This is a genomic window from Cobetia sp. 1AS1 (assembly GCF_029846435.1).
Taxonomy (GTDB): domain Bacteria; phylum Pseudomonadota; class Gammaproteobacteria; order Pseudomonadales; family Halomonadaceae; genus Cobetia; species Cobetia amphilecti.
The window spans coordinates 449,607-467,924 of sequence record NZ_JARWKU010000001.1; the positions used below are offsets into that span (position 1 = coordinate 449,607).

Here is an 18,318-nt window from a genome sequence, read left to right on the forward strand (position 1 = left end):
TGGCGTGTGGTGCACGGCTGTCATCGGCAAGGGCGCTTGAGTCTGCGTTGCTTGCTTAGTGTCTCTGGTTTGATGATTAGTCTATTCGGGAATATTATTCGGCAGTTAGTCGATTATTCTTTTATTACATACCGGAAAAACCGATATGCAGATCCACATCACGCTGCGCCAGTTGCAAGTGTTCGTGGCGGTGACCCGCCACGGCTCCGTCAGCGCCGCGGCGCGCGAGATCGGCCTGTCGCAATCGGCGGCGAGTCAGGGGCTATCCGAGCTTGAGCGTCATCTCGAGGTGCAGCTGTTCGAGCGCCTCGGTCGCCGCCTGGCCCTGAACGCCAATGGCCGCCGCTTGTTGGCGCGCGCCGAGCAATTGCTGGAGCAGACCCACGCGCTGGAGCTGGAGGCGCGTGAGCCCGGCGTGGTGGATGGCAACCTGCGTGGCGAGCTGGAAATCGCCGCCAGCGCCACCATCGGCACCTGGTTGTTGCCGGGGCTGGCTGGGGCCTTCATGCGCGAACATCCGGGCACCGAGCTCAATCTGCGCCTGCGCAATACCCATCAGGTGGTGGAGGCGGTGCTCAACTATGACGCCGAGCTCGGCCTGATCGAGGGTGACTGCCATGCGCCGCGCCTGATGAGCCAGACCTGGCGCGAGGATGAGCTGGTGGTGGTGGCGCCGCCGAGCCATCCGCTGGCCGTGCGCGGCGTGGCGCTCAGCGACGAGGACCTCGCCACCGCCGACTGGATTCTGCGCGAAGGGGGCTCGGGCACGCGGGCGGTCTTCGAGCGTGCACTGCACGGGCGGATCGAGCGCCTCAAGGTGCGCATGGAGCTGGGCCAGCACGAGGCCATCAAGCAGGCCGTATTCGCCGGGCTGGGGCTGGGGTGTCTGTCGCACCTGTCAGTGGCCGCCGAGATCGCGCGTGGCGAGCTGGTGGTGCTGGCCACGCCCCAGCTCAACCTGAAGCGGCGCTTCTCGATGCTGTGGCACCCGGAGCGTTATCGCAGCCCGCTGTGGCAGGCGGTCAAGGTCTATCTGGAAGCCAGCCCGCGCTGAGCCGTCGAGGACGGAGCCGCCGCGCGCTTGATAGTTTGCTAACATAGGCGCTCCCCGCGAGCCGGCTGCCGCTGAGCCACGCCGCTGAGCCACGCCGCTGAGCCACGCCACTGAGCCTGAGCTACCGCGCCTGAGCTACCGCGCCTGAGCCACGGGGAGCGTAACGGTCTGTCTAGCGTCCATGGAGATGATGATGAGCACAACGGTCGAGCTTTATTACCACGAGAGCGATGCTCGTGATGGCGCCGAGGAACAGACAACGAGCCAGCAGGACGCGACGCCGCTGGTCATTCTTCACGGCCTGTTCGGCAGTGCCGACAACTGGCGTTCGCATATCAAGTCATGGTCGCGGACGCGCCGCGTGATCGCGGTGGATCTGCGCAACCACGGCCGCAGCCCGCACGTGGCCGGCATGAGCTACCCCGAGCAGGCCGCGGATGTCATCGCGCTGCTCGACAGCCTCGCCATCGAGCGCTGTGACCTGCTGGGCCACTCGATGGGCGGCAAGGTCGCCATGCAGGTCGCGCTCGAGGCGCCCGAGCGTCTGCGCAGCCTGCTGGTCGCCGATATCGCGCCGGTCGCTTATGGCCACGGGCATGACGATATCTTTGCCGCCTTCGAGGCGGTACGTGACGCGCGCCCGGCCTCACGCAAGGAGGCTGATACGGTGATGGCGCAGCATGTCGATACCCCGGCCATTCGCCAGTTCCTCGCCACCAATCTGGTGCGTCTCGACGATGGCGCCATGGGCTGGCGCGTCGGGCTGGACCATATCGCGGCGGGCTACCCGCAGATCGTCGAGGCGCCGCACGGTCAGGGGCCGGTCGAGCTGCCGGCGCTACTGCTGTGGGGCTCGCGCTCCAACTATGTGCAGGCCGAGGGCCTGGCGACGATGCGCGAGCACTTCCCTGCGCTGGAAGACGACTCGCTGGAGGCCGGCCATTGGCTGCACGCCGAGCGTGCCAGCGAGTTCCAGCAGGCGGTGGTGGCGTTCCTTGATCGCGTCGCACGCGCTTGAGTACGCCGAGCCGTCACTCCGAAAATCGTCAGCCGGCCGCGAGCGAGCGGGTCATCCCGCCGGTGACCACCCACGAGCGCCTGGTGGTGGCGCTGGTCACCCTGCTGCAGTTCGCCGTCATCATGGGCTTCACCATGGTGATGGCGCTGGGCCCCGACTTTGCCACCTCGCTGGGCATTCCGCTGGATCACCTTGGCTATATCGTCGGCAGTTATCCGCTGGCCGCCGCGGTGGGCACTCTGCTGTGGACGCGACACGCCGATCGCTTCGACCGGCGCTGGGCGGTGCTGGGCTTCCTGTTCGGCGCGGCGCTCTGTCACCTGATCGCCAGCTTCGCCACCGACTTCGAGACCCTGCTGGCGGCGCGCATGCTGGGGGGCCTGTTCGGCGGTCCGGCGGCGGCGACGGCGCTGGCCATCGTGATCGACGTGGTGCCGGGAGTACGCCGGGGGCGTGCCATGGGCCTGGTGATGGGCGCCTTCTCGGTGGCCTCGGTGCTGGGGCTGCCGTTTGCGCTGTGGCTGTCGCAGGGCTTCGGCTGGCAGGCGCCATTTCGCGCCGTGGCGCTGTTGGCGCTGCTGGTGTGCGGGCTGCTGGCCTGGATACTGCCGCCGATCCGCGGCCATCTCGATAACCCCGAGACGCGTCAGCGCAGCCGCAAGGGCACCACGATCCTGGCCATCCTGGCCCAGCCCGACCATCGGCTGGGGCTGGCGCTGATCGCCACGGCGATGTTCAGCAACTTCCTGGTGATTCCCAACCTGGCAAGCTATCTGCTGTTCAATCTGGGCCTGCCGCGCGAGGATCTCGGTGGGCTCTACATGATCGGTGGCGGCCTGTCGCTGGTCGGCATGCAGCTGACGGGACGGCTGTGTGATCGCTATGGCTGTGTCTGGCCGGGCACCATCACCTGCCTGATGACGGCGCTGGTCGGCTGGGCCTTCCTGCTGCATTCGCCGGGACCGTCGCTGATCTGGATCGGCTTCGGCGCCTACATGCTGTTCTCGTCGGCGCGGCGTGTGACCCAGAATACGCTCAACAGCTTCATTCCCGCCGACCACGAACGGGCAGCCTTCACCAGCACCCAGAGTGCCGTGCAGCATCTGAGTTCTGCCGCCGGCAGCTATGTGGGCGCCGGACTGCTGGTCAGTACCCCGAGCGGCGCGTTGGAGGGCATGCCGCTGCTGGTCGCGGTGCTGATGATCGCGCTGGTGATTCAGCCGCTGCAGATTCTGTGGCTGTCGCGTCGCCTGGCACGCCGCTAGCGCTTGTGGAGTAGGCACAAGACGGCGAGAGCGAGCCGGTCCTGAACCCAAAACGCCCTGTCGGAATCTCCGGCAGGGCGTTTTGCATGGGGCGCGCAAGCGCTCAGCGTTTCAAGAGCTCTGGGCGCTCAACGTCTCAGGGCGCGTTGACGTCGACGGCCAGGTGGCTCAGCGACTGGCGCTTCTTGATCATGCCGCGCTCGAACAGGAAGTCCTCGAAGTCACGGTAGCGGCCGGCATCCAGCGCGGCAGGACGCAGCGCGAAGCGCGGCAGGGTGGCGTACCAGGCTTCCTTGTTGAGCTCGGTAGCCAGTGCCGGATCGGAGTCGCGGAACATCTCCCAGCCCTGGTCCGGGTGATTGATGATCCAGGCGGTGGCTTCGCCGACGGCGGCGAGGAAGCCGGCGTACTGGGCCTGCTTGCGCTCGTAGCTGTCGCTGTTGGCGACGAAGATCAGCTCGTCATAGGTCGGCACGCCTTCTTCCTCGATGTAGAAGGCGCGGCCCTTGACGCCTTCCTGGGCCATCTGGGCCAGCTCGAAGTTGCGGAAGGCGCCGGTGACGGCATCGACCTTGCGCGTCAGCAGGGAAGGCGTCAGCGAGAAGTTGACGTTGGTCAGTGTGATGTCATCCAGCGTCAGGCCGCTGTGCTGCAGCATGGTGGAGAGCAGCACTTCCTCGACACCGCCCACCGAGTAGCCGACCCGCTTGCCCTTGAGGTCGGCGATCGACTGGATGTCGCTGTCGGCGCGCACCACCACCACATTCAGCGGTGTGGCGACCAAGGTGCCGATACGCACCAGCGGCAGGCCCTGATCGATCTGCAGGTGCAGCTGCGGCTGATAGCTGATGGCGATGTCGACGCGCTCGGCGGCGGCCAGCTTGGGCGGCACGCTCGGATCGGCGGGGGCGATCAGCTCGACATCAAGGCCGTGCTTCTTGAACAGGCCCAGCTCCTGCGCCAGCACCAGCGGGGCGTGGCCGGGGTTGGTGTACCAGTCGAGCATGACCTTGAACTGCGTCAATGGCTGCTCGGCGGTGGCAGCATCCTTGGTAGCGTCATTGTCGGCGCCCTTCGAGTCAGCATCAGCGCTCTGTTCGTCGCTGGCGGCTGGCGGGGCATCCGCGGACGGTTCAGTACCGTTCTTCGCCTGTTCGGCGGCGCCGGCGGTCGCTTCCACGGCTTCCTGGCTTGCCACCGGCGCGGAGGCGGCCGAGTCGCCGTTCACTCCGACCTCGGCCTGCTGAGCGACGATTTCCGGCGCTGACTGGGTGCTGGTGGCGGGTTCTGCCTCGGCAGCGTGGGCCGACATGGCGGTGGCTGGCAGGCTGCTCAGGCACAGCGTGGTCAGCAGGGTGGCGAAGGCGGTGGACAGCAGCGAGGCACGCGGTGAACGTGTCGGCTGCGCTTTGCGCCGTGGCGCCGATGACGAAAGAGACATGGCGGAGTTCCTTGTGATCACAGGGTAGTGGTGCTGCCGTTCGTGGGCGGCAGTCGTCAGGCTCATGCAATTTGTGTCGAGCGTCGTTGCGTCTTTCGGTAACGCGGTCATGCGGTCATGCGGTCATGCAGTGTCTGCCCGAAGGCCAGTCGTCTTGACCCGGGTGTATCAGCTCAGGCGTGTCAGCCCAGGCGTGTCAGCCGGTCGCGGTGCCAGGGCATCAGGGCGCGCAGCAGCGCATCCAGCGAGAAATAGAGCAGCAGGGAGAAGGCGACCAGCACCAGCAGGGCGGCGAACATCAGGTCGATCTCCATGCGCGCGTTGGCGTTGAGCATCAGATAGCCCAGCCCCTGACTGGCACCGGCCCATTCCCCGATGACGGCGCCGATGGGGGCGGCGGTCGCAGCCATGCGAATGCCGGAGGCCAGTGCCGGCAGCGCGGCGGGCAGCTGGATGTGGATCAGTCGGCGCCATGGGCTGGCGCCCAGGGTATGGGCAAGATCCAGCCAGCCCTGCTGGGTCTGGCGCAGGCCGTCGTAGCCGGTGGAGGCGACCGGGAAATAGATGATCAGCGTCGCCATCACCACCTTGGACAGCATGTCATAGCCGAGCCACAGCACCAGCAGCGGCGCGATCGCGAACAGCGGTATCACCTGACTGATCAGCAGCATCGGCAGCAGCGTGCGGCGCAGGCGGGGAATGAAGGCCAGCGCCAGCGCGGTGGCAAGGCCGAGCAGAATGCCCAGCACCAGCCCGGCCAGTATCTCGCTGATGGTGACGCCAGCGTGATGGGCCAGCAGTGGCGCCTTCTGGATCAGCACCTCGAGCACGGCCTGCGGCGTGGGCAGAATGTAGGGCGGTACGGCGGTGACGGCAATGATCAGCTGCCAAAGCCCCAGCAGGAGCAGCGCGCTGATGACGAGGTGACGCATGGCGTGCAGACGTTTCATGCGGCCTCCTCGCTATCACGCAGGCGGGCGATCAGTTGCGCCTGCGCCGGTGGCAGGGCCGGGTCATCCAGCGGCACCGGGCGTGCGGCGCCAAGCCCCGGCAGGCGTTCCAGCTCGGCGCCGTGGCCCGGGAGGCTCGAGGGGCGCAGCACCAGCAGTTGATCGGCAAGGCGCAATGCCTCCAGCGGGTCATGGGTCACCATCAGGACGGTGCGGCCCCTGAGCAGGCGGCTGGCCAGATCATGCAGCTCCAGACGGGTGATGGCATCCACCGCCGAGAACGGCTCATCCATCATCACGACCGGTGCCTGCTGGTAAAGCGTGCGGGCGAGGGCGACGCGCTGGCGCTGACCGCCGGAGAGGGCGTCCGGCCAGGCCTGCTCACGGCCCTCAAGCCCGACCGCGGCCAGCAGCTCATGGGCAAGCTTGCGATTGCGCGGCCGCCGGCGCAGGTCATCGCCCAGCCACAGGTTGTCGATGACGCGCCGCCACGGCAGCAGCAGGTCCTGCTGCGCCATCCAGGCGACGCGGTCGGTCAGCGGCTGACCGTCATCGGTGGCGAGGTCGAGCTGGTGGAGGTCTGACATCTCAAGGCCGGCCAGCAGGCGCAGCAGCGAACTCTTGCCGCAGCCGGAGCGCCCAAGCAGTGCCGTCCAGCTACCGGCTTCCAGACGCGCGGAAATATCGCGGAACAGCGTGTGGCCGGCGTAATCGATTCGTGCGTTGTTGAGGGTGAGTCCCAGCGACACAGGCAATTCCGTGGTCAGGCGGCGTGCCGGCAGGAGGAAGCAGGTGACGCGCCGTGCAGGGCACGCGTCGGGGATTCCCTCCGCCGGTATCAACCGGATCAGGTTCCAGGGGTTGTCGCGCGACGTATCGCTGCGGCTCTCAGCCCATCCTCGGGCACCCCCATCCAGGCCGACAGTGTAACGTCACTGTCTTGCCGGTGTCTTGTCCGACGCGGGTCAGGTGGGCAGGGCAGAGGTGGCGTGCGAAACGGACTATGCCGATGTGCCACGCCTTGGGTATGCTGAGCATTACTGTAACAAGACGTGTAGCCCAAGGAGATCATCATGCCCGACACACCGGATCTCTCGACCTGTTCCAGTTATCCCGTTCCCCCACGGCGGCCGAGCACGGCTGAGGCCGTGGGCGAGCCGCGTCCCGTGCCCAGGGGCTGGCCCGAGGAGTCACTGACCCGCCGGCTCTCGACCTATCTGGGTCAACCCCTTGAACCGCTGGCGCTCGCCTGGCCGGATAGCGCCAACTGGCTATGGCGCCAGCGTGGCGGCACGCCCGGCCTCATCAAGCTGGCGCGCACCGGCCCAGACCATGACCCCTTCTGGCGCGCCATGCGCGGGGTCTTCGGCGCCGATCGCTGGGCGACCCCGGAGGGCCTGACGCGACTGGCGGGCGCCTTGCCCGCGCGCCTGCCGATTCCGCCGCTGCCCCTGACCTTTCTGGGGCGTCTCGATGGCGCGCCCATCTGGCACCTGCCGTGGTCCAGCGGGCAGCCGAGTGATCTCAGCATCACCTTCTGTGAGCTGCTGGGCGACCAGCTCGGTCGCCTGCATCAGGATACGGTGTCGGGCTTCGGTCAGCCGCTGGCGCAGCCGATGCCGCTATTGCACTGGAATACCCGTGTCACGCGCTTTCTCGCCCATCACCCGCGTTGCGCGGAACTCGGCACGCTGCTCAAGCGCACCTTCCCGGCACCGACTCGCGCGGTGTGGTGTCTGCCGGACATGCGCGCCGATCAATACCTGTGCGCCGCCACCGGCTGGGTATGGAGCGATTGGGAGGCGCTGGTGTGGGCACCGATCGAGTTCGACTGGGCGCTGGTGGAGTTGCTGCTGGAAACGCCGGAGCAGCGTCAGGCCTTCATGAAGGGCTATTCGCGCCATGGGCGCATGATCGATCTCGATGGCCAGCGTGAGCTGTGTCGTGCGCTGTTGTGGGCGATGGAGGCCTTCGGTCCGCGGTCCTATGCTGAGCTTGCGGCAGCCCCGGCCTGGGTCTCGCCGCGCAGCCTGGCGTGAAATCCGCGTGCTGCACACTGCAAGTACATGAAAGGTGTGAAATTTCTCTGCAGCCCCATCGCTGACATGGAATACTGTGGGTGAGTCGTCGTGGACGTCACTCGAGATCTGATGTAGGGCTTGGCGGGGGAGCACTCGTGGTAGAGAACCTGAATTATTATTTCTTGCTGGCAGGCACGCTGATCGCCTTGAGCGTGTTGGCCAGCCGCGTCTCGGCGCGTCTTGGCATGCCGCTGCTACTGCTGTTCCTCGGCCTTGGCATGCTGGCGGGTGAAGATGGCGTGCTGGGCATCCAGTTCGACGACGCCTCATCCGCTTACATGATCGGTAACCTGGCGCTGGCGCTCATTTTGCTCGATGGCGGCCTGCGCACACGGCTGTCCACGTTTCGTGCCGGCCTGAAACCGGCGCTGGTGCTGGCCACCGTCGGGGTCTTCATGACCAGCGGCCTGGTGGGCCTTCTGGCCATGTGGCTGTTTGACCTCACCCTGATCGAAGGCCTGCTGGTCGGGGCCATCGTCGGCTCCACCGATGCCGCGGCGGTCTTCTCGCTGCTGGGCGGCCAGGGTGTCCACCTCAATGAGCGTGTCGGTGCGACGCTGGAAATCGAGTCCGGCACCAACGACCCGATGGCGATCTTCCTGACCATCACGCTGGCCGAGATCCTGACCGGTCAGCTCTCCGGTGTCGCGTCGGGCATCATGAGCTTCCTGCTGCAGTTCGGTGTCGGCGCCGCCATGGGCATCGCCGGCGGCTGGCTGATCGCCCGCCTGATGCGCTATCTGGACCTCGCGCCCGGCCTCTATTCGCTGCTGGCGCTGGCGCTGGGCTTGAGCCTGTTCGCCACCACCAACGAGATGGGCGGCAGCGGTTTCCTCGCCATCTATCTGTGCGGCCTGATGATCGGCAATCACCCCGGCCGGCATCTGGAGCACATCCTGCCGGTGCATGATGGTCTGGCGCATCTCTCGCAGATCGTGCTGTTCCTGATGCTGGGCCTTTTGGTCTCGCCCTCGACCATGCTGCAGTTCGCGCTGCCGGCCGCCATCCTCAGCGTGGCGTTGATTCTGGTGGTGCGCCCGCTGGCGGTCATCCTGTGTCTCAAGCCGTTCTTCCGCTTCCGCTGGCGTGAGTTGTGGTTCATCAGCTGGGTCGGATTGCGAGGGGCGGTGCCGATCGTGCTGGCGATCTTCCCGGTGATCACCGGGGTCGAGAATGCCGGTCTCTACTTCAATGTCGCCTTCTTCGTGGTCATCATCTCGCTGCTGGTGCAGGGCTCGTCGCTGGCGCCGATGGCGCGCAAGCTGAGGGTGGTGGTGCCACCGGGCGCACAGCCCAGTCGCCGCAACCTGCTCGGCATCATGCCGGTCAATGACTATGAGATGCTGGTCTATCGCGTCGACAACACGGCGCTGGAAGGCGTGGCGCTGCGCATGTTGCGCTTCCCGTCGGGGGCCAAGGTAGGGGCGCTGTTCCGCAACAAGGTGTTGATCCACCCCAAGGGCAGCACCTGCCTGCATCAGCAGGATGTGCTGTGCGTGGTGGGGCGCTCGTGTGATGTGCCGAGCCTCAATCGCATGTTCAACGGCGAGAGTCTGCAGCACGAGCAACGCGCCTTCTTCGGGACCTTCACGCTGGAAGGCGATGCCAACATGCAGGATATCGCCGATGTCTACGGCTTGACGCTCTCCCAGGGCGAGCACCACCTGACCATCGCCGAGTTCATCACCCGTCGAGTCGGCGGGGTGCCGGTGGTCGGCGACGATGTCGACTGGCATGGCATCCACTGGGTGGTGAACGAGGTGGAAGGCAATCGCATCACCAAGGTCGGCCTGCGACTGCACTGAGCCTGTGTCTGGGTCTGCGCCTGCGCTTCACACACTACGACGCCCCCATTGCACTGCGTGTAATGGGGGCGTCGTGTTTGGACTCATCAATATCGTATTCTGTTGATGTCAGGCCAATTTGTCCGTGACAGCGCCTGGCCACCGATTGTGGCCAGCGACAAGGAGGTGACTACATGGCCAGCCCACATCCTCATCTCGCGGGCTTTCTGCGACGATTCGAGCAATTCCCGCCCGGACTCACGGCGGATGAGAAGACCTTTCATGCCACCTTCAACGTGGTCTACGTGCTGGCGGTCAGTTGCCATCTGCTCTACGCCATCCTGCTGTTGTGGCTGGGCGAGATGGGCATTCTGGCGCTGAATCTGGCGATGCTGATCGTCGATCTGGTCTGTCTGCAGCTGCACCGAGCTCGCCGTGAAGCCCTGGCGGCAACGCTGATGGCGCTGGGCACCTGCGCGCAGATCAGCTTCTCGTTGCGCTATTTCGGCTCGGAGGCCGCGTTCGACTACTTCTACTTCGGCGCCTTGCTGTGCATCTACTCGATCCGCATGTCGTTCATGCGGCGCGTTCTTCTGTGCGCCGCCTGCCTGAGCATGCCGCTGCTGGCCTACATCATCCTGATGCTGGAAGGGCCGACCAATCCGCTGCCCGCCGGCTGGATGCTGGCATTTCGCATCATCAATCTGGGTGTCTTGACCATCTTCTTCACGCTGGTGCTGGTGCAGATGGGCTGGTCGGTGGAGCGCCTGCAGCAGCGTTTCGAGACGGGGGGGCGCTTCGATGCGCTGACCGGCGCCCTGAGTCGCGCCGAGCTGGTCGACAGCGGGCGTGGCATGTTGATCAACAACGGGGCGCTGAGCGTGATGATGGTGGATGTCGACCATCTGGCGCTGATCAACGAGACCTGGGGTCGCCAGGCCGGTGATCAGGTGCTCAAGGAGCTGGTGCGGCGCATGCGCAGCATCCTGCGCGGGGAGGACCTGGTCGGGCGCTATGGCGGCGAGGAGTTCGTGCTGTTGTGCCCGGGGCTGCATGGCGAGCGCGTCGATCAGGTGGCAGAGCGTCTGTGCAAGGGCGCCTCGGCGTTGCCGTTCGTCATCAATGACGGCCTCAACAGTCTGGATGTCAATCTGTCGATCGGTGTCGCCCAGCGCCAGTCCGGCGACAAGGACCTGGAAGGCCTGATCGCCAAGGCCGACGTCAATCTGTTCCGCGCCAAGCAGGACGGCGGCAATGGCTTCGTCAGTGACACTCAGCTGGGTCCCGTGGGTGGGCCGGGCATCGCCGCCATCAATTGAGCGCTACACTACGCATAGAGCTTTGCGCATGGAGATTTGCGAACAAAGCTTGGTGTACAACCCAGCACGCCCCCGGAGAATGACGTTCATGTCTCCGGGGGCGTGCTTGTGTCAGGGCGTCATCAGGCTTGCCCTGAGAAGAGTCAGCGGCGGTTGGACTGGCGACGACGGCTCTTGCTTGCGGACTTGGGGGCGTAGTCGCTGTTCGAGGCCGGCACCGCGAGCTTGGGCGCAAAGCCTTCCACGACTTCGCGCGTCACGAAATAGCCCAGGTGCTGCTCGATGGCGCACAGGTTGCGGAAGTCATCACGCGAGACCAGCGAGATGGCTTCACCGCTGGCCCCGGCACGGCCGGTACGCCCGATGCGGTGGACATAATCCTCGGCGGCGTCCGGCAGGTCATAGTTGACCACGCGCTGGAGGTCATCGATGTCGATGCCCCGCGCGGCAACGCCGGTGGCCACGAGATAGTTGATGGTGCCGGCCTTGAAGTCGGCCAGCAGCTGCTCGCGCATTGCTTGGCTGCGACCGCTGTGGAAGGACTCGGCGGCGATGTCACGCTTCTCCAGCTGACTCACCAGCTTGGCGGCGCCGCGCTTGGTCTCGATGAAGATTAGCGCCTGCTGCCACTGCTTCTCGTGAATCAGGTGGCTCAGGAGGGCGGACTTGAACTCCTTGTCGACCGTGATCAGATACTGGCTGATATCCGGCGCGGTAACGTTCTCCGGTGCAACCATGATCTCGACGGCGTCCGTCACTGCGGTCTTGGCGAGCACACGCACCTGGGCCGAAAGCGTGGCCGAGAACAGCAGGTTCTGGCGCTCCCTGGGCAGCTTCTCGACGATCTTGTTGATGTCGGCGATGAAGCCCATGTCGAGCATGCGGTCCGCTTCGTCGATGACGAGGGTGCGTGTCTCGTCGAGATGGATCGCGCGGCGGGTCAGCATGTCCAGCAGGCGGCCGGGCGTCGCCACCAGGATGTCCACGCCCTCGATCAGGCGTTGTTGCTGGGGTTCGATCTCCACGCCGCCATACATCGCCATGGAGCTGACTTCCAGATACCTGGAGTAGTGCTGGATGTTGTCTTCGACCTGAATCGCCAGCTCCCGCGTCGGCGTCAGGATGACGGCATGTACGCGCTTGGCGCGTACCTTGGGCGCCTGCTGCAGGGTCTGCAGGATGGGCAGCACGAAGCTTGCCGTCTTGCCGGTACCCGTCTGGGCGGCGGCGATCAGGTTGTCACCGGCCAGCACGACGGGGATCGCCTTCTCCTGGATGGGAGTCGGGGTCTGGTAGCCTTGCTCGGTGACGGCCTTGACGATGGAATCGCTCAAACCAAGGGCAGAAAATGGCATGGTGTCTCGACTTGTCTCAAAGGGGGAGGGGCAAGCGCACATTCTGCGGCAAGGAATGTCTGGCGCAGTGATGCTCACTGTAGCCGAAAGTCCGCTGACGGCCCGGCGCATCATTGGCCATCGCTGCTCAGGCAGGGTAGCGAAGTGGCGGCGATGGGCGCTGCGCGGCAACAATGAAAAAGCCCCGCCTACCTGAAGTAGACGGGGCTTTCGGAATTCAAGGTGGTGGAGGGACAGGGATTCGAACCCTGGGTAGGCTATTAACCTACGCCGGTTTTCAAGACCGGTGCATTCAACCGCTCTGCCATCCCTCCGACTCACGGAGCGAAATACTACCGAACCTGATGAGAATAGCAAGAGCTAGGCGAAGAAAAATCTTCGGAAAAGCCATCGCGGACAATCACTTGCAGCAGGATGGCGCCGGGGTGAGGCCGCCGGAGCCGCCTGCTGGCACCAGACCATGAATCAGGTCATGACTCAGGCCACGAAAAAGCCCCGCCTACCTGAGGTAGACGGGGCTTTCGGAATCAAGGTGGTGGAGGGACAGGGATTCGAACCCTGGGTAGGCTATTAACCTACGCCGGTTTTCAAGACCGGTGCATTCAACCGCTCTGCCATCCCTCCGACTCACGGGATGAAATACTACGGATTTTTCAGTCAGGGTCAAGGACTTGGCGTAAATTTCCTTGTCGTTCAGATGCTTGAAAGGTCGCACATGCCACAATGGCTGCGGAGACTGACGATGTCGTTGCCTTGCACGCGCCGGATGGTTGCCTCAATAGGGCTTTTCATCGTTCTGTCTCTTGATTAGGCAAACCCCTGAGGGCATGCTGGGGTCAAATCGATGAATCCATCGTAGCAACCTGAGGATAGACACCATGGCTAACAGCTCCTGGCAGGTCTCGCAGGATACCGCGAGCCGCTCGCTCAGTACTCACAAGGTACTGCGCAACACTTACATGATGCTGGCAATGACGCTGCTGTTCTCCGCGCTGACCGCTGGCGTGGCGATGAGCATGGGCGTCGGCCGCATGAACATCTTCGTGCTGCTGATCGGTGCCTACGGCCTGATGTTCCTGGTCCACAAGACCGCGAACTCCACCGCCGGCATCTTCGCGACCTTCGCCTTCACCGGCTTCATGGGCTTCACGCTCGGTCCGGTACTGAATGCCTACCTGAGCCTGCCCAACGGCGGCCAGCTGGTGATGACCGCGCTCGGCATGACCGGCATCACCTTCGCCGGCCTGTCCGCGGTAGCACTGGTGACGCGCAAGGACTTCTCGTTCCTTGGCAACTTCCTGTTCGCCGGCGCCATCGTGCTGATTCTGGCGATGCTGGCAGCGATGATCTTCAACATCAGCGGCCTGGCACTGGCCGTCTCCGCCGGTTTCGTGCTGTTCGCCTCCGCGGCGATCCTGTTCGAGACCAGCCAGATCATCCACGGCGGGCAGACCAACTACCTGCTGGCGACGGTGAGCCTGTACGTCTCCATCTACAACATGTTCGTCAGCCTGCTGGCCCTGCTGGGCTTCGCTTCCGACGATTGATCGTCAAGCGAAGGAACATGAGACCTGCAAACGACCCCGCCTCGGCGGGGTCGTTTGCGTTCGGGTGTCAGGTGGCGTGACACGCGCTAGAATGGCGCCCATTCATGAGCAGTCACACGAGGTTCGCATGCGTTATGCTCTGGCCGTCTACGGCGGCCCCTACAGCCAGCAGGCCAGCCATTCGGCGCTGCGCTTTGCCGACGCCCTGCTGGCGCGCGGCCATCAGCTGACCACGGTGTTCTTCTATCACGATGGCGTCTACAACGCCGCCAACATGATGGCACCGCCCCAGGACGAGCCGCATCTGCGCGATCGCTGGCTGTCGCTTGCCGAGAATCACGCCACCCGCCTGCAGGTGTGTGTCGCGGCGGGCCTGAGACGCGGCATGCTCGATGAGCGCGAAGCGGCGCGGCATGGCAAGCAGGGGCATACCCTCGAGGCGCCGTTCGAGCTGACGGGGCTGGGCCAGCTGGTCGAGGCGACGCTGGACAATGACCACCTGATCACCTTTGCATGACGTCATTTCTTGTCGTCACTGATGATGATGTCACTTATCGAGTGAGGAGCAGACCATGAGCGATGTGATGACGGCAGCCCCAGCAGGCGATGACGCCGGGATAGCCGCCGGTGATCTGCTGGTCATGCTGCGCCATGGCCCGCATGGCAGCAGCTGGCTGCGCGAGGGGCTGGAGGCGGCGATGGTCGCGGCGGCCTTCGGGCGCGAGGTCGGGCTGTTGTTCACCGGCGATGGCGTGATGGCGCTGCTGGAAGGGCAGCAGGTCGGGCCACTGGGACAGAAGGGCAGTGACAACCTGCTGGCGGCGCTTGAGATGTATGACGTCGAGCGCTGCTACGTCGATGCGGCGGCGCTGCGCGCACGGGGCCTGACAGCGCAGGATGTCACGCTGCTGCCGGTCACGCTGCTCGAGCACGACGAGGTGGTCGCACTGACAACCGCGTTCTCGCGCGTGCTGAGCTTCTGACACGTCACTGCCGCCAACGCTGGCGACTGATATGCTCGCATCAGTTTCCTGATGCCATGTCATTGATATCTCTTGATTGATGGCCAGTGGCAGTCCCAGCTTCCCTTGCCTGGATAATTGCATGAATCTACATCTACTCAATCGTTCGCCATTCTCCAGCCGCATCCATGATGATGTGCTCAATGCCATGGGCCCGGAAGACCAGCTGCTGTTGATCGAGGATGGCGTCAATGGCGCCCTCGACAACGCCGAGCAGCACCTTGCCGGGCTTGAGGGACGGCTGTTCGCGTTGCGCGAAGACCTCGAGTCCCGCGGCCTGCTGGGGCGCTGCGCGGAGAACGTCATCGTGGTCGACGTCGACGGTTTCGTCGCCTTGACCGAGGCCGCCGACAAGACCGTCAGCTGGTTCTGAGGCGCCAGGCGCTTCTCCCTTTCAATTTTCATGCAAGACGTGAATCAGGATCTGTATGGCCAGTAGTGAAACGGTGCGCACACTGACGCTTGATGGGCGTGATATCGGACTGGATGCGGAAGGTTATCTGGTCGATCTGGATGACTGGAGCCCGGCGCTGGCGGAAATGCTGGCCGCCGAGGAGGGGCGTGAACTGACGCCGGAGCACTGGGAGGTGATCGAGGTGTTGCGCGACTTCTATCAGCGCTTCTCGCTCTCGCCGGCCATGCGCCCGCTGAGCAAGGCGATGATCCAGCGGTTTGGCCCCGACAAGGGCCGCTCGCTGCATCTGATGCGGCTGTTCCCGGACAGCCCGCCCAAGGTGGGCGCGCGCATCGCCGGGCTGCCCAAGCCGACCAACTGTCTGTGACGGCCAGCCGCATGCATGAGTCACCTTGCCCGTCGTGGTGCGCTGCGCTCAACGCGCAAGACCCGGCAGGGATGGCGACGTACGGCGTTGTCTGCGTTACTATTCGTCACAGCGTTGCGGTATCGGCCAGGAGGCCGATGCTGCTTCAGGTCCCGCGACATGGTCGCAAGGGCATTTGAATTCAGGCGGACAAGAGTCGACTTGCATGGGAAGAGCATTCCAGAACCGTAAAGAATCAATGGCGCGTACCTCTCTCAACAAGGCACGCGTGTATTCACGTTACGGGCGCGAGATTTACGTCTCGGCCAAGAGCGGTGGCCTCGACCCCAACGGCAACCTGAGCCTGCGTCGTCTCATCGAGAAGGCCAAGAAGGACCAGGTGCCGACTCACGTCATCGACAAGGCGATCGACAAGGCCAAGGGCACCGGCGGCGAAGACTTCGCTCTGGCGCGCTATGAAGGCTTTGGTCCGGGCAACGTCATGGTCATCGTTGATTGTCTGACCGACAACAACAACCGCACCTTCGGCGAAGTCCGCACCTGCTTCAACAAGGGCAAGGGCAAGCTGGGCGCGCAGGGTTCGGTGTCGCACATGTTCGACCACCGCGCCATCCTGGCCTTCAAGGGCGCGGAAGAGGACGAGGAAAAGGTCCTAGAAGCGCTGATGGAAGCCGACGTCGATGTCAGTGACATCGAGCTCGACGAAGGCATCATCACGGTTCTCGCGCCGACGACCGAGTACTTCAAGGCCAAGGGTGCGCTGACCGACATCTACGGTGAAGACCTCGACTTCGAAGTCGATGAGATCAGCTTCATTCCGCAGATCCATACCGAAGTCGGCGGCGATGACGCCGAGCTGCTCAACAAGATGCTCGAGCTGCTGGACGATTGTGAAGACGTGCAACAGGTCTATCACAACGGCGAGTTCGTCTAGGCCAGCGTCTTGAACGTGATGCGACTGGCCGCTTCGCGCTGACAGTGATGCGAATGTCAGTGTGAAAGGGTCAGTCAGAGAAAAGCCCCGTCGGCATGCCGACGGGGCTTTTTCATGTCTCAACCCTCAATACTCAACACTCTGCGTGTCTCAGCAGTGTGCGCTTCAGCAATGTGCATGGTGCTGCGCTTGCGGGTCCGTCTCGCGTGGGTCCGCCATGCCACCCTTGACGCCATGCTTCACCAGCCAGACGTTGACGGGCCATGCGGCGAGCAGCCCCAGACTCAGGGAAATGATCAGCGAGTTCCAGAACAGCGGCTGATGCATGCCGGCGCCACCCGCAAGCCAGAGGTCCACGGAAATCGCCACCACTTCCATCACCACGATGGAGGCCGTCTCGCTCTTGAAGGCATCACGAATTACCTGCGGCTTGTCATCACTGCCGCCCTGCAGCATCGGGCCGACCGTCAGCAGGAAGCCGAACAGGTAAGCGAAGATGAAGGTGATGATGGCGGTGGAGATATTGCCCATGGCCAACAGGCCGACCGCCAGACTGACGCCGACGAATTCCCCCAGTCCGCAGCCCGAGTAGCAGTGCGCGACACTTCTCAGCCCCTTGCGGGCATCACCGTTGGCGGCGATCTGGCGGCGCCCGGCAAAGCGATAGACCAGCAGTCCCACGACACCGGAGTAGAGCGTGGTCAGCCCCCAAACCCACTTCATCATCGGGGCCAGGTGAGCATTCTTCGTGGTCAGGTCACGCACGACCCAGATCAGCGCCGGTACCATCAGCAACAGCCAGCACAGCAGCAGGCTCCAGTGGGAAAGTGACTCACGTAATAGATCTTGCATGGTGACCCCCGTCGAGTGGATGTCGCAGATGGCCGTGCGCCGATAGCAATACGCTGATAGCAGTACGCTGATGACGCGGCCCTCCTTGATAGCTGGTGGGGGAAGCGCGCCATATCAAGGGTGGCTTGTCATCGCCTGCTCGCAACCGGCCGTTGCTTTCGCCTGACAGGGTGACAGACGAGGGTGTGTTCTCACGCCTTGTTAACCTTGGCGCAAGCCTCCATGGTGAAGGATGTCGGGCATTGCCCTTGCAATGTCGCCACTTTTTCCAGGAGTCACCATGTCGAGACACGCTGCTACATCCCTTGCGCGCGCCGCCCGTCAATTCGCCGGTGTCGGCTTGATTGCCTCGCTCGCCGCGCCAGCCGTGGCCCAGGCGGCAGACGACAAGGTCTTCGGCTGGGTGGAAAAGGCGACCATCGAGCCGTGGGGTGTGATGGTGAAGGCCAAGCTGGATAGCGGCGCGCTGACCTCCTCGATGCATGCCGAGAATATCGAGACCTTCGAGCGTGATGATGAGGAATGGGTGCGTTTCGATGTGGAAGTCGAGGACGAAGCCAAGGGTGACAAGGTCGAGAACACCTTCGAGCGCCCCCTGTATCGCGACCTGACGGTGTCCGGCGCAGGCGGACGCGATACGCGCCCGGTGGTGCTGATGACGCTGTGCATGGGCGGCGAGCGCTACGAGGAGCAGTTCAGTCTGCGCGATCGTGACGGCATGAATTACCCGGTGCTGCTGGGGCGCCGCACCATCCAGAGCCTGGGCGTACTCGATGTGCGCAAGACCTTCCAGACCAGCCCGGACTGTGCCGAGGACGCGCCGCTGCATCGCTATGAAGACAAGGAGTATTCCGATCGCATCGGCGCGGCGTCCTGATCTGATGTCGCGCTGAACGCTCATTGAGAAACGCGCA

The 18,318-nt window shown here is 64.2% G+C and carries 18 protein-coding genes, 2 tRNA genes and 1 riboswitch; of the genes, 13 read left to right on the forward strand and 7 right to left on the reverse strand.

What is annotated here, in order from left to right; translation table 11 throughout:
* Nucleotides 1–145 precede the first annotated feature (145 nt).
* The 3 genes from QD280_RS01960 to QD280_RS01970 all read left to right on the forward strand — a co-directional run bounded on the left by QD280_RS01960 (nt 146) and on the right by QD280_RS01970 (nt 3,337).
* Nucleotides 146–1,054, forward strand: coding sequence for a LysR substrate-binding domain-containing protein (locus QD280_RS01960; protein ID WP_153635429.1), 909 nt, complete (start codon nt 146–148; stop codon nt 1,052–1,054).
* Nucleotides 1,055–1,247: 193 nt separating this feature from the next.
* A complete protein-coding gene (locus tag QD280_RS01965; protein WP_347881945.1) occupies nt 1,248–2,072 on the forward strand; it encodes an alpha/beta fold hydrolase in 825 nt (274 codons plus the stop codon).
* Nucleotides 2,069–3,337 carry an MFS transporter gene (locus QD280_RS01970; RefSeq protein WP_192837939.1) on the forward strand — a complete coding sequence of 423 codons (1,269 nt, stop codon included), beginning with the start codon at nt 2,069–2,071 and terminating at the stop codon, nt 3,335–3,337. Before QD280_RS01965 ends, QD280_RS01970 begins: the two co-directional genes overlap by 4 nt.
* Nucleotides 3,338–3,473: 136 nt before the next feature.
* Here QD280_RS01970 and QD280_RS01975 read toward each other — a convergent pair whose 3' ends face one another.
* The 3 genes from QD280_RS01975 to QD280_RS01985 all read right to left on the reverse strand — a co-directional run bounded on the left by QD280_RS01975 (nt 3,474) and on the right by QD280_RS01985 (nt 6,477).
* Nucleotides 3,474–4,778 (reverse strand): ABC transporter substrate-binding protein, encoded by a 1,305-nt coding sequence (locus QD280_RS01975; protein WP_279838137.1) that lies wholly within the window; start codon nt 4,776–4,778, stop codon nt 3,474–3,476.
* A gap of 182 nt (nt 4,779–4,960) precedes the next feature.
* The gene (locus tag QD280_RS01980; RefSeq protein ID WP_279838138.1) at nt 4,961–5,728 is read right to left on the reverse strand and encodes an ABC transporter permease; all 768 of its coding nucleotides are present in this window, start codon (nt 5,726–5,728) and stop codon (nt 4,961–4,963) included.
* Entirely contained in the window at nt 5,725–6,477 is a 753-nt protein-coding gene (locus tag QD280_RS01985) for an ABC transporter ATP-binding protein (protein ID WP_279838139.1), read from the reverse strand. The genes QD280_RS01980 and QD280_RS01985 overlap by 4 nt, the downstream gene beginning before the upstream one ends.
* 58 nt (nt 6,478–6,535) lie before the next feature.
* A riboswitch (TPP riboswitch) is annotated at nt 6,536–6,649 on the reverse strand.
* Between the two features lie 152 nt (nt 6,650–6,801).
* Here QD280_RS01985 and QD280_RS01990 point away from each other — a divergent pair.
* The 3 genes from QD280_RS01990 to QD280_RS02000 all read left to right on the forward strand — a co-directional run bounded on the left by QD280_RS01990 (nt 6,802) and on the right by QD280_RS02000 (nt 10,912).
* Nucleotides 6,802–7,767, forward strand: a complete 966-nt coding sequence (locus QD280_RS01990; protein WP_192837940.1) for a hypothetical protein — start codon at nt 6,802–6,804, stop codon at nt 7,765–7,767.
* 137 nt (nt 7,768–7,904) lie between these two features.
* Nucleotides 7,905–9,614, forward strand: coding sequence for a potassium/proton antiporter (locus QD280_RS01995; RefSeq protein WP_131431696.1), 1,710 nt, complete (start codon nt 7,905–7,907; stop codon nt 9,612–9,614).
* Nucleotides 9,615–9,787: 173 nt separating this feature from the next.
* Nucleotides 9,788–10,912, forward strand: coding sequence for a GGDEF domain-containing protein (locus tag QD280_RS02000; protein ID WP_216059892.1), 1,125 nt, complete (start codon nt 9,788–9,790; stop codon nt 10,910–10,912).
* A 143-nt stretch (nt 10,913–11,055) separates the two neighbouring features.
* Here QD280_RS02000 and QD280_RS02005 read toward each other — a convergent pair whose 3' ends face one another.
* The 3 genes from QD280_RS02005 to QD280_RS02015 form a co-directional block, all read right to left on the reverse strand.
* Entirely contained in the window at nt 11,056–12,267 is a 1,212-nt protein-coding gene (locus QD280_RS02005; protein WP_279838140.1) for a DEAD/DEAH box helicase, read from the reverse strand.
* A 223-nt stretch (nt 12,268–12,490) separates the two neighbouring features.
* Nucleotides 12,491–12,581 (reverse strand) — tRNA-Ser (locus QD280_RS02010).
* A 219-nt stretch (nt 12,582–12,800) separates the two neighbouring features.
* Nucleotides 12,801–12,891: transfer RNA gene (locus tag QD280_RS02015), tRNA-Ser, on the reverse strand.
* 254 nt (nt 12,892–13,145) lie between these two features.
* Here QD280_RS02015 and QD280_RS02020 point away from each other — a divergent pair.
* The 6 genes from QD280_RS02020 (at nt 13,146) to QD280_RS02045 (ending at nt 16,552) form a co-directional block, all read left to right on the forward strand.
* Nucleotides 13,146–13,814: a Bax inhibitor-1/YccA family protein gene (locus QD280_RS02020; RefSeq protein WP_054557334.1), complete on the forward strand. Its 669-nt coding sequence runs from the start codon at nt 13,146–13,148 to the stop codon at nt 13,812–13,814.
* Nucleotides 13,815–13,941: 127 nt separating this feature from the next.
* On the forward strand, nt 13,942–14,331 hold the full coding sequence (tusD, locus tag QD280_RS02025; RefSeq protein ID WP_043335054.1) for a sulfurtransferase complex subunit TusD: 390 nt from the start codon (nt 13,942–13,944) through the stop codon (nt 14,329–14,331).
* A gap of 55 nt (nt 14,332–14,386) precedes the next feature.
* Nucleotides 14,387–14,797 carry a sulfurtransferase complex subunit TusC gene (gene tusC / locus QD280_RS02030; RefSeq protein WP_235507078.1) on the forward strand — a complete coding sequence of 137 codons (411 nt, stop codon included), beginning with the start codon at nt 14,387–14,389 and terminating at the stop codon, nt 14,795–14,797.
* A gap of 121 nt (nt 14,798–14,918) precedes the next feature.
* On the forward strand, nt 14,919–15,209 hold the full coding sequence (gene tusB, locus QD280_RS02035) for a sulfurtransferase complex subunit TusB (RefSeq protein ID WP_043335056.1): 291 nt from the start codon (nt 14,919–14,921) through the stop codon (nt 15,207–15,209).
* A gap of 55 nt (nt 15,210–15,264) precedes the next feature.
* Entirely contained in the window at nt 15,265–15,618 is a 354-nt protein-coding gene (locus QD280_RS02040) for a TusE/DsrC/DsvC family sulfur relay protein (protein WP_279838141.1), read from the forward strand.
* Nucleotides 15,619–15,823: 205 nt separating this feature from the next.
* The gene (locus QD280_RS02045; protein ID WP_054557332.1) at nt 15,824–16,552 is read left to right on the forward strand and encodes a YebC/PmpR family DNA-binding transcriptional regulator; all 729 of its coding nucleotides are present in this window, start codon (nt 15,824–15,826) and stop codon (nt 16,550–16,552) included.
* A 165-nt stretch (nt 16,553–16,717) separates the two neighbouring features.
* On the opposite strand, the gene QD280_RS02050 is transcribed toward QD280_RS02045, so the two are convergent.
* On the reverse strand, nt 16,718–17,404 hold the full coding sequence (locus tag QD280_RS02050) for a DUF4396 domain-containing protein (RefSeq protein WP_153635435.1): 687 nt from the start codon (nt 17,402–17,404) through the stop codon (nt 16,718–16,720).
* 280 nt (nt 17,405–17,684) lie between these two features.
* On the opposite strand from QD280_RS02050, the gene QD280_RS02055 reads away from it, so the two are divergent.
* Entirely contained in the window at nt 17,685–18,281 is a 597-nt protein-coding gene (locus QD280_RS02055) for a RimK/LysX family protein (RefSeq protein ID WP_052384744.1), read from the forward strand.
* Nucleotides 18,282–18,318: the final 37 nt, after the last annotated feature.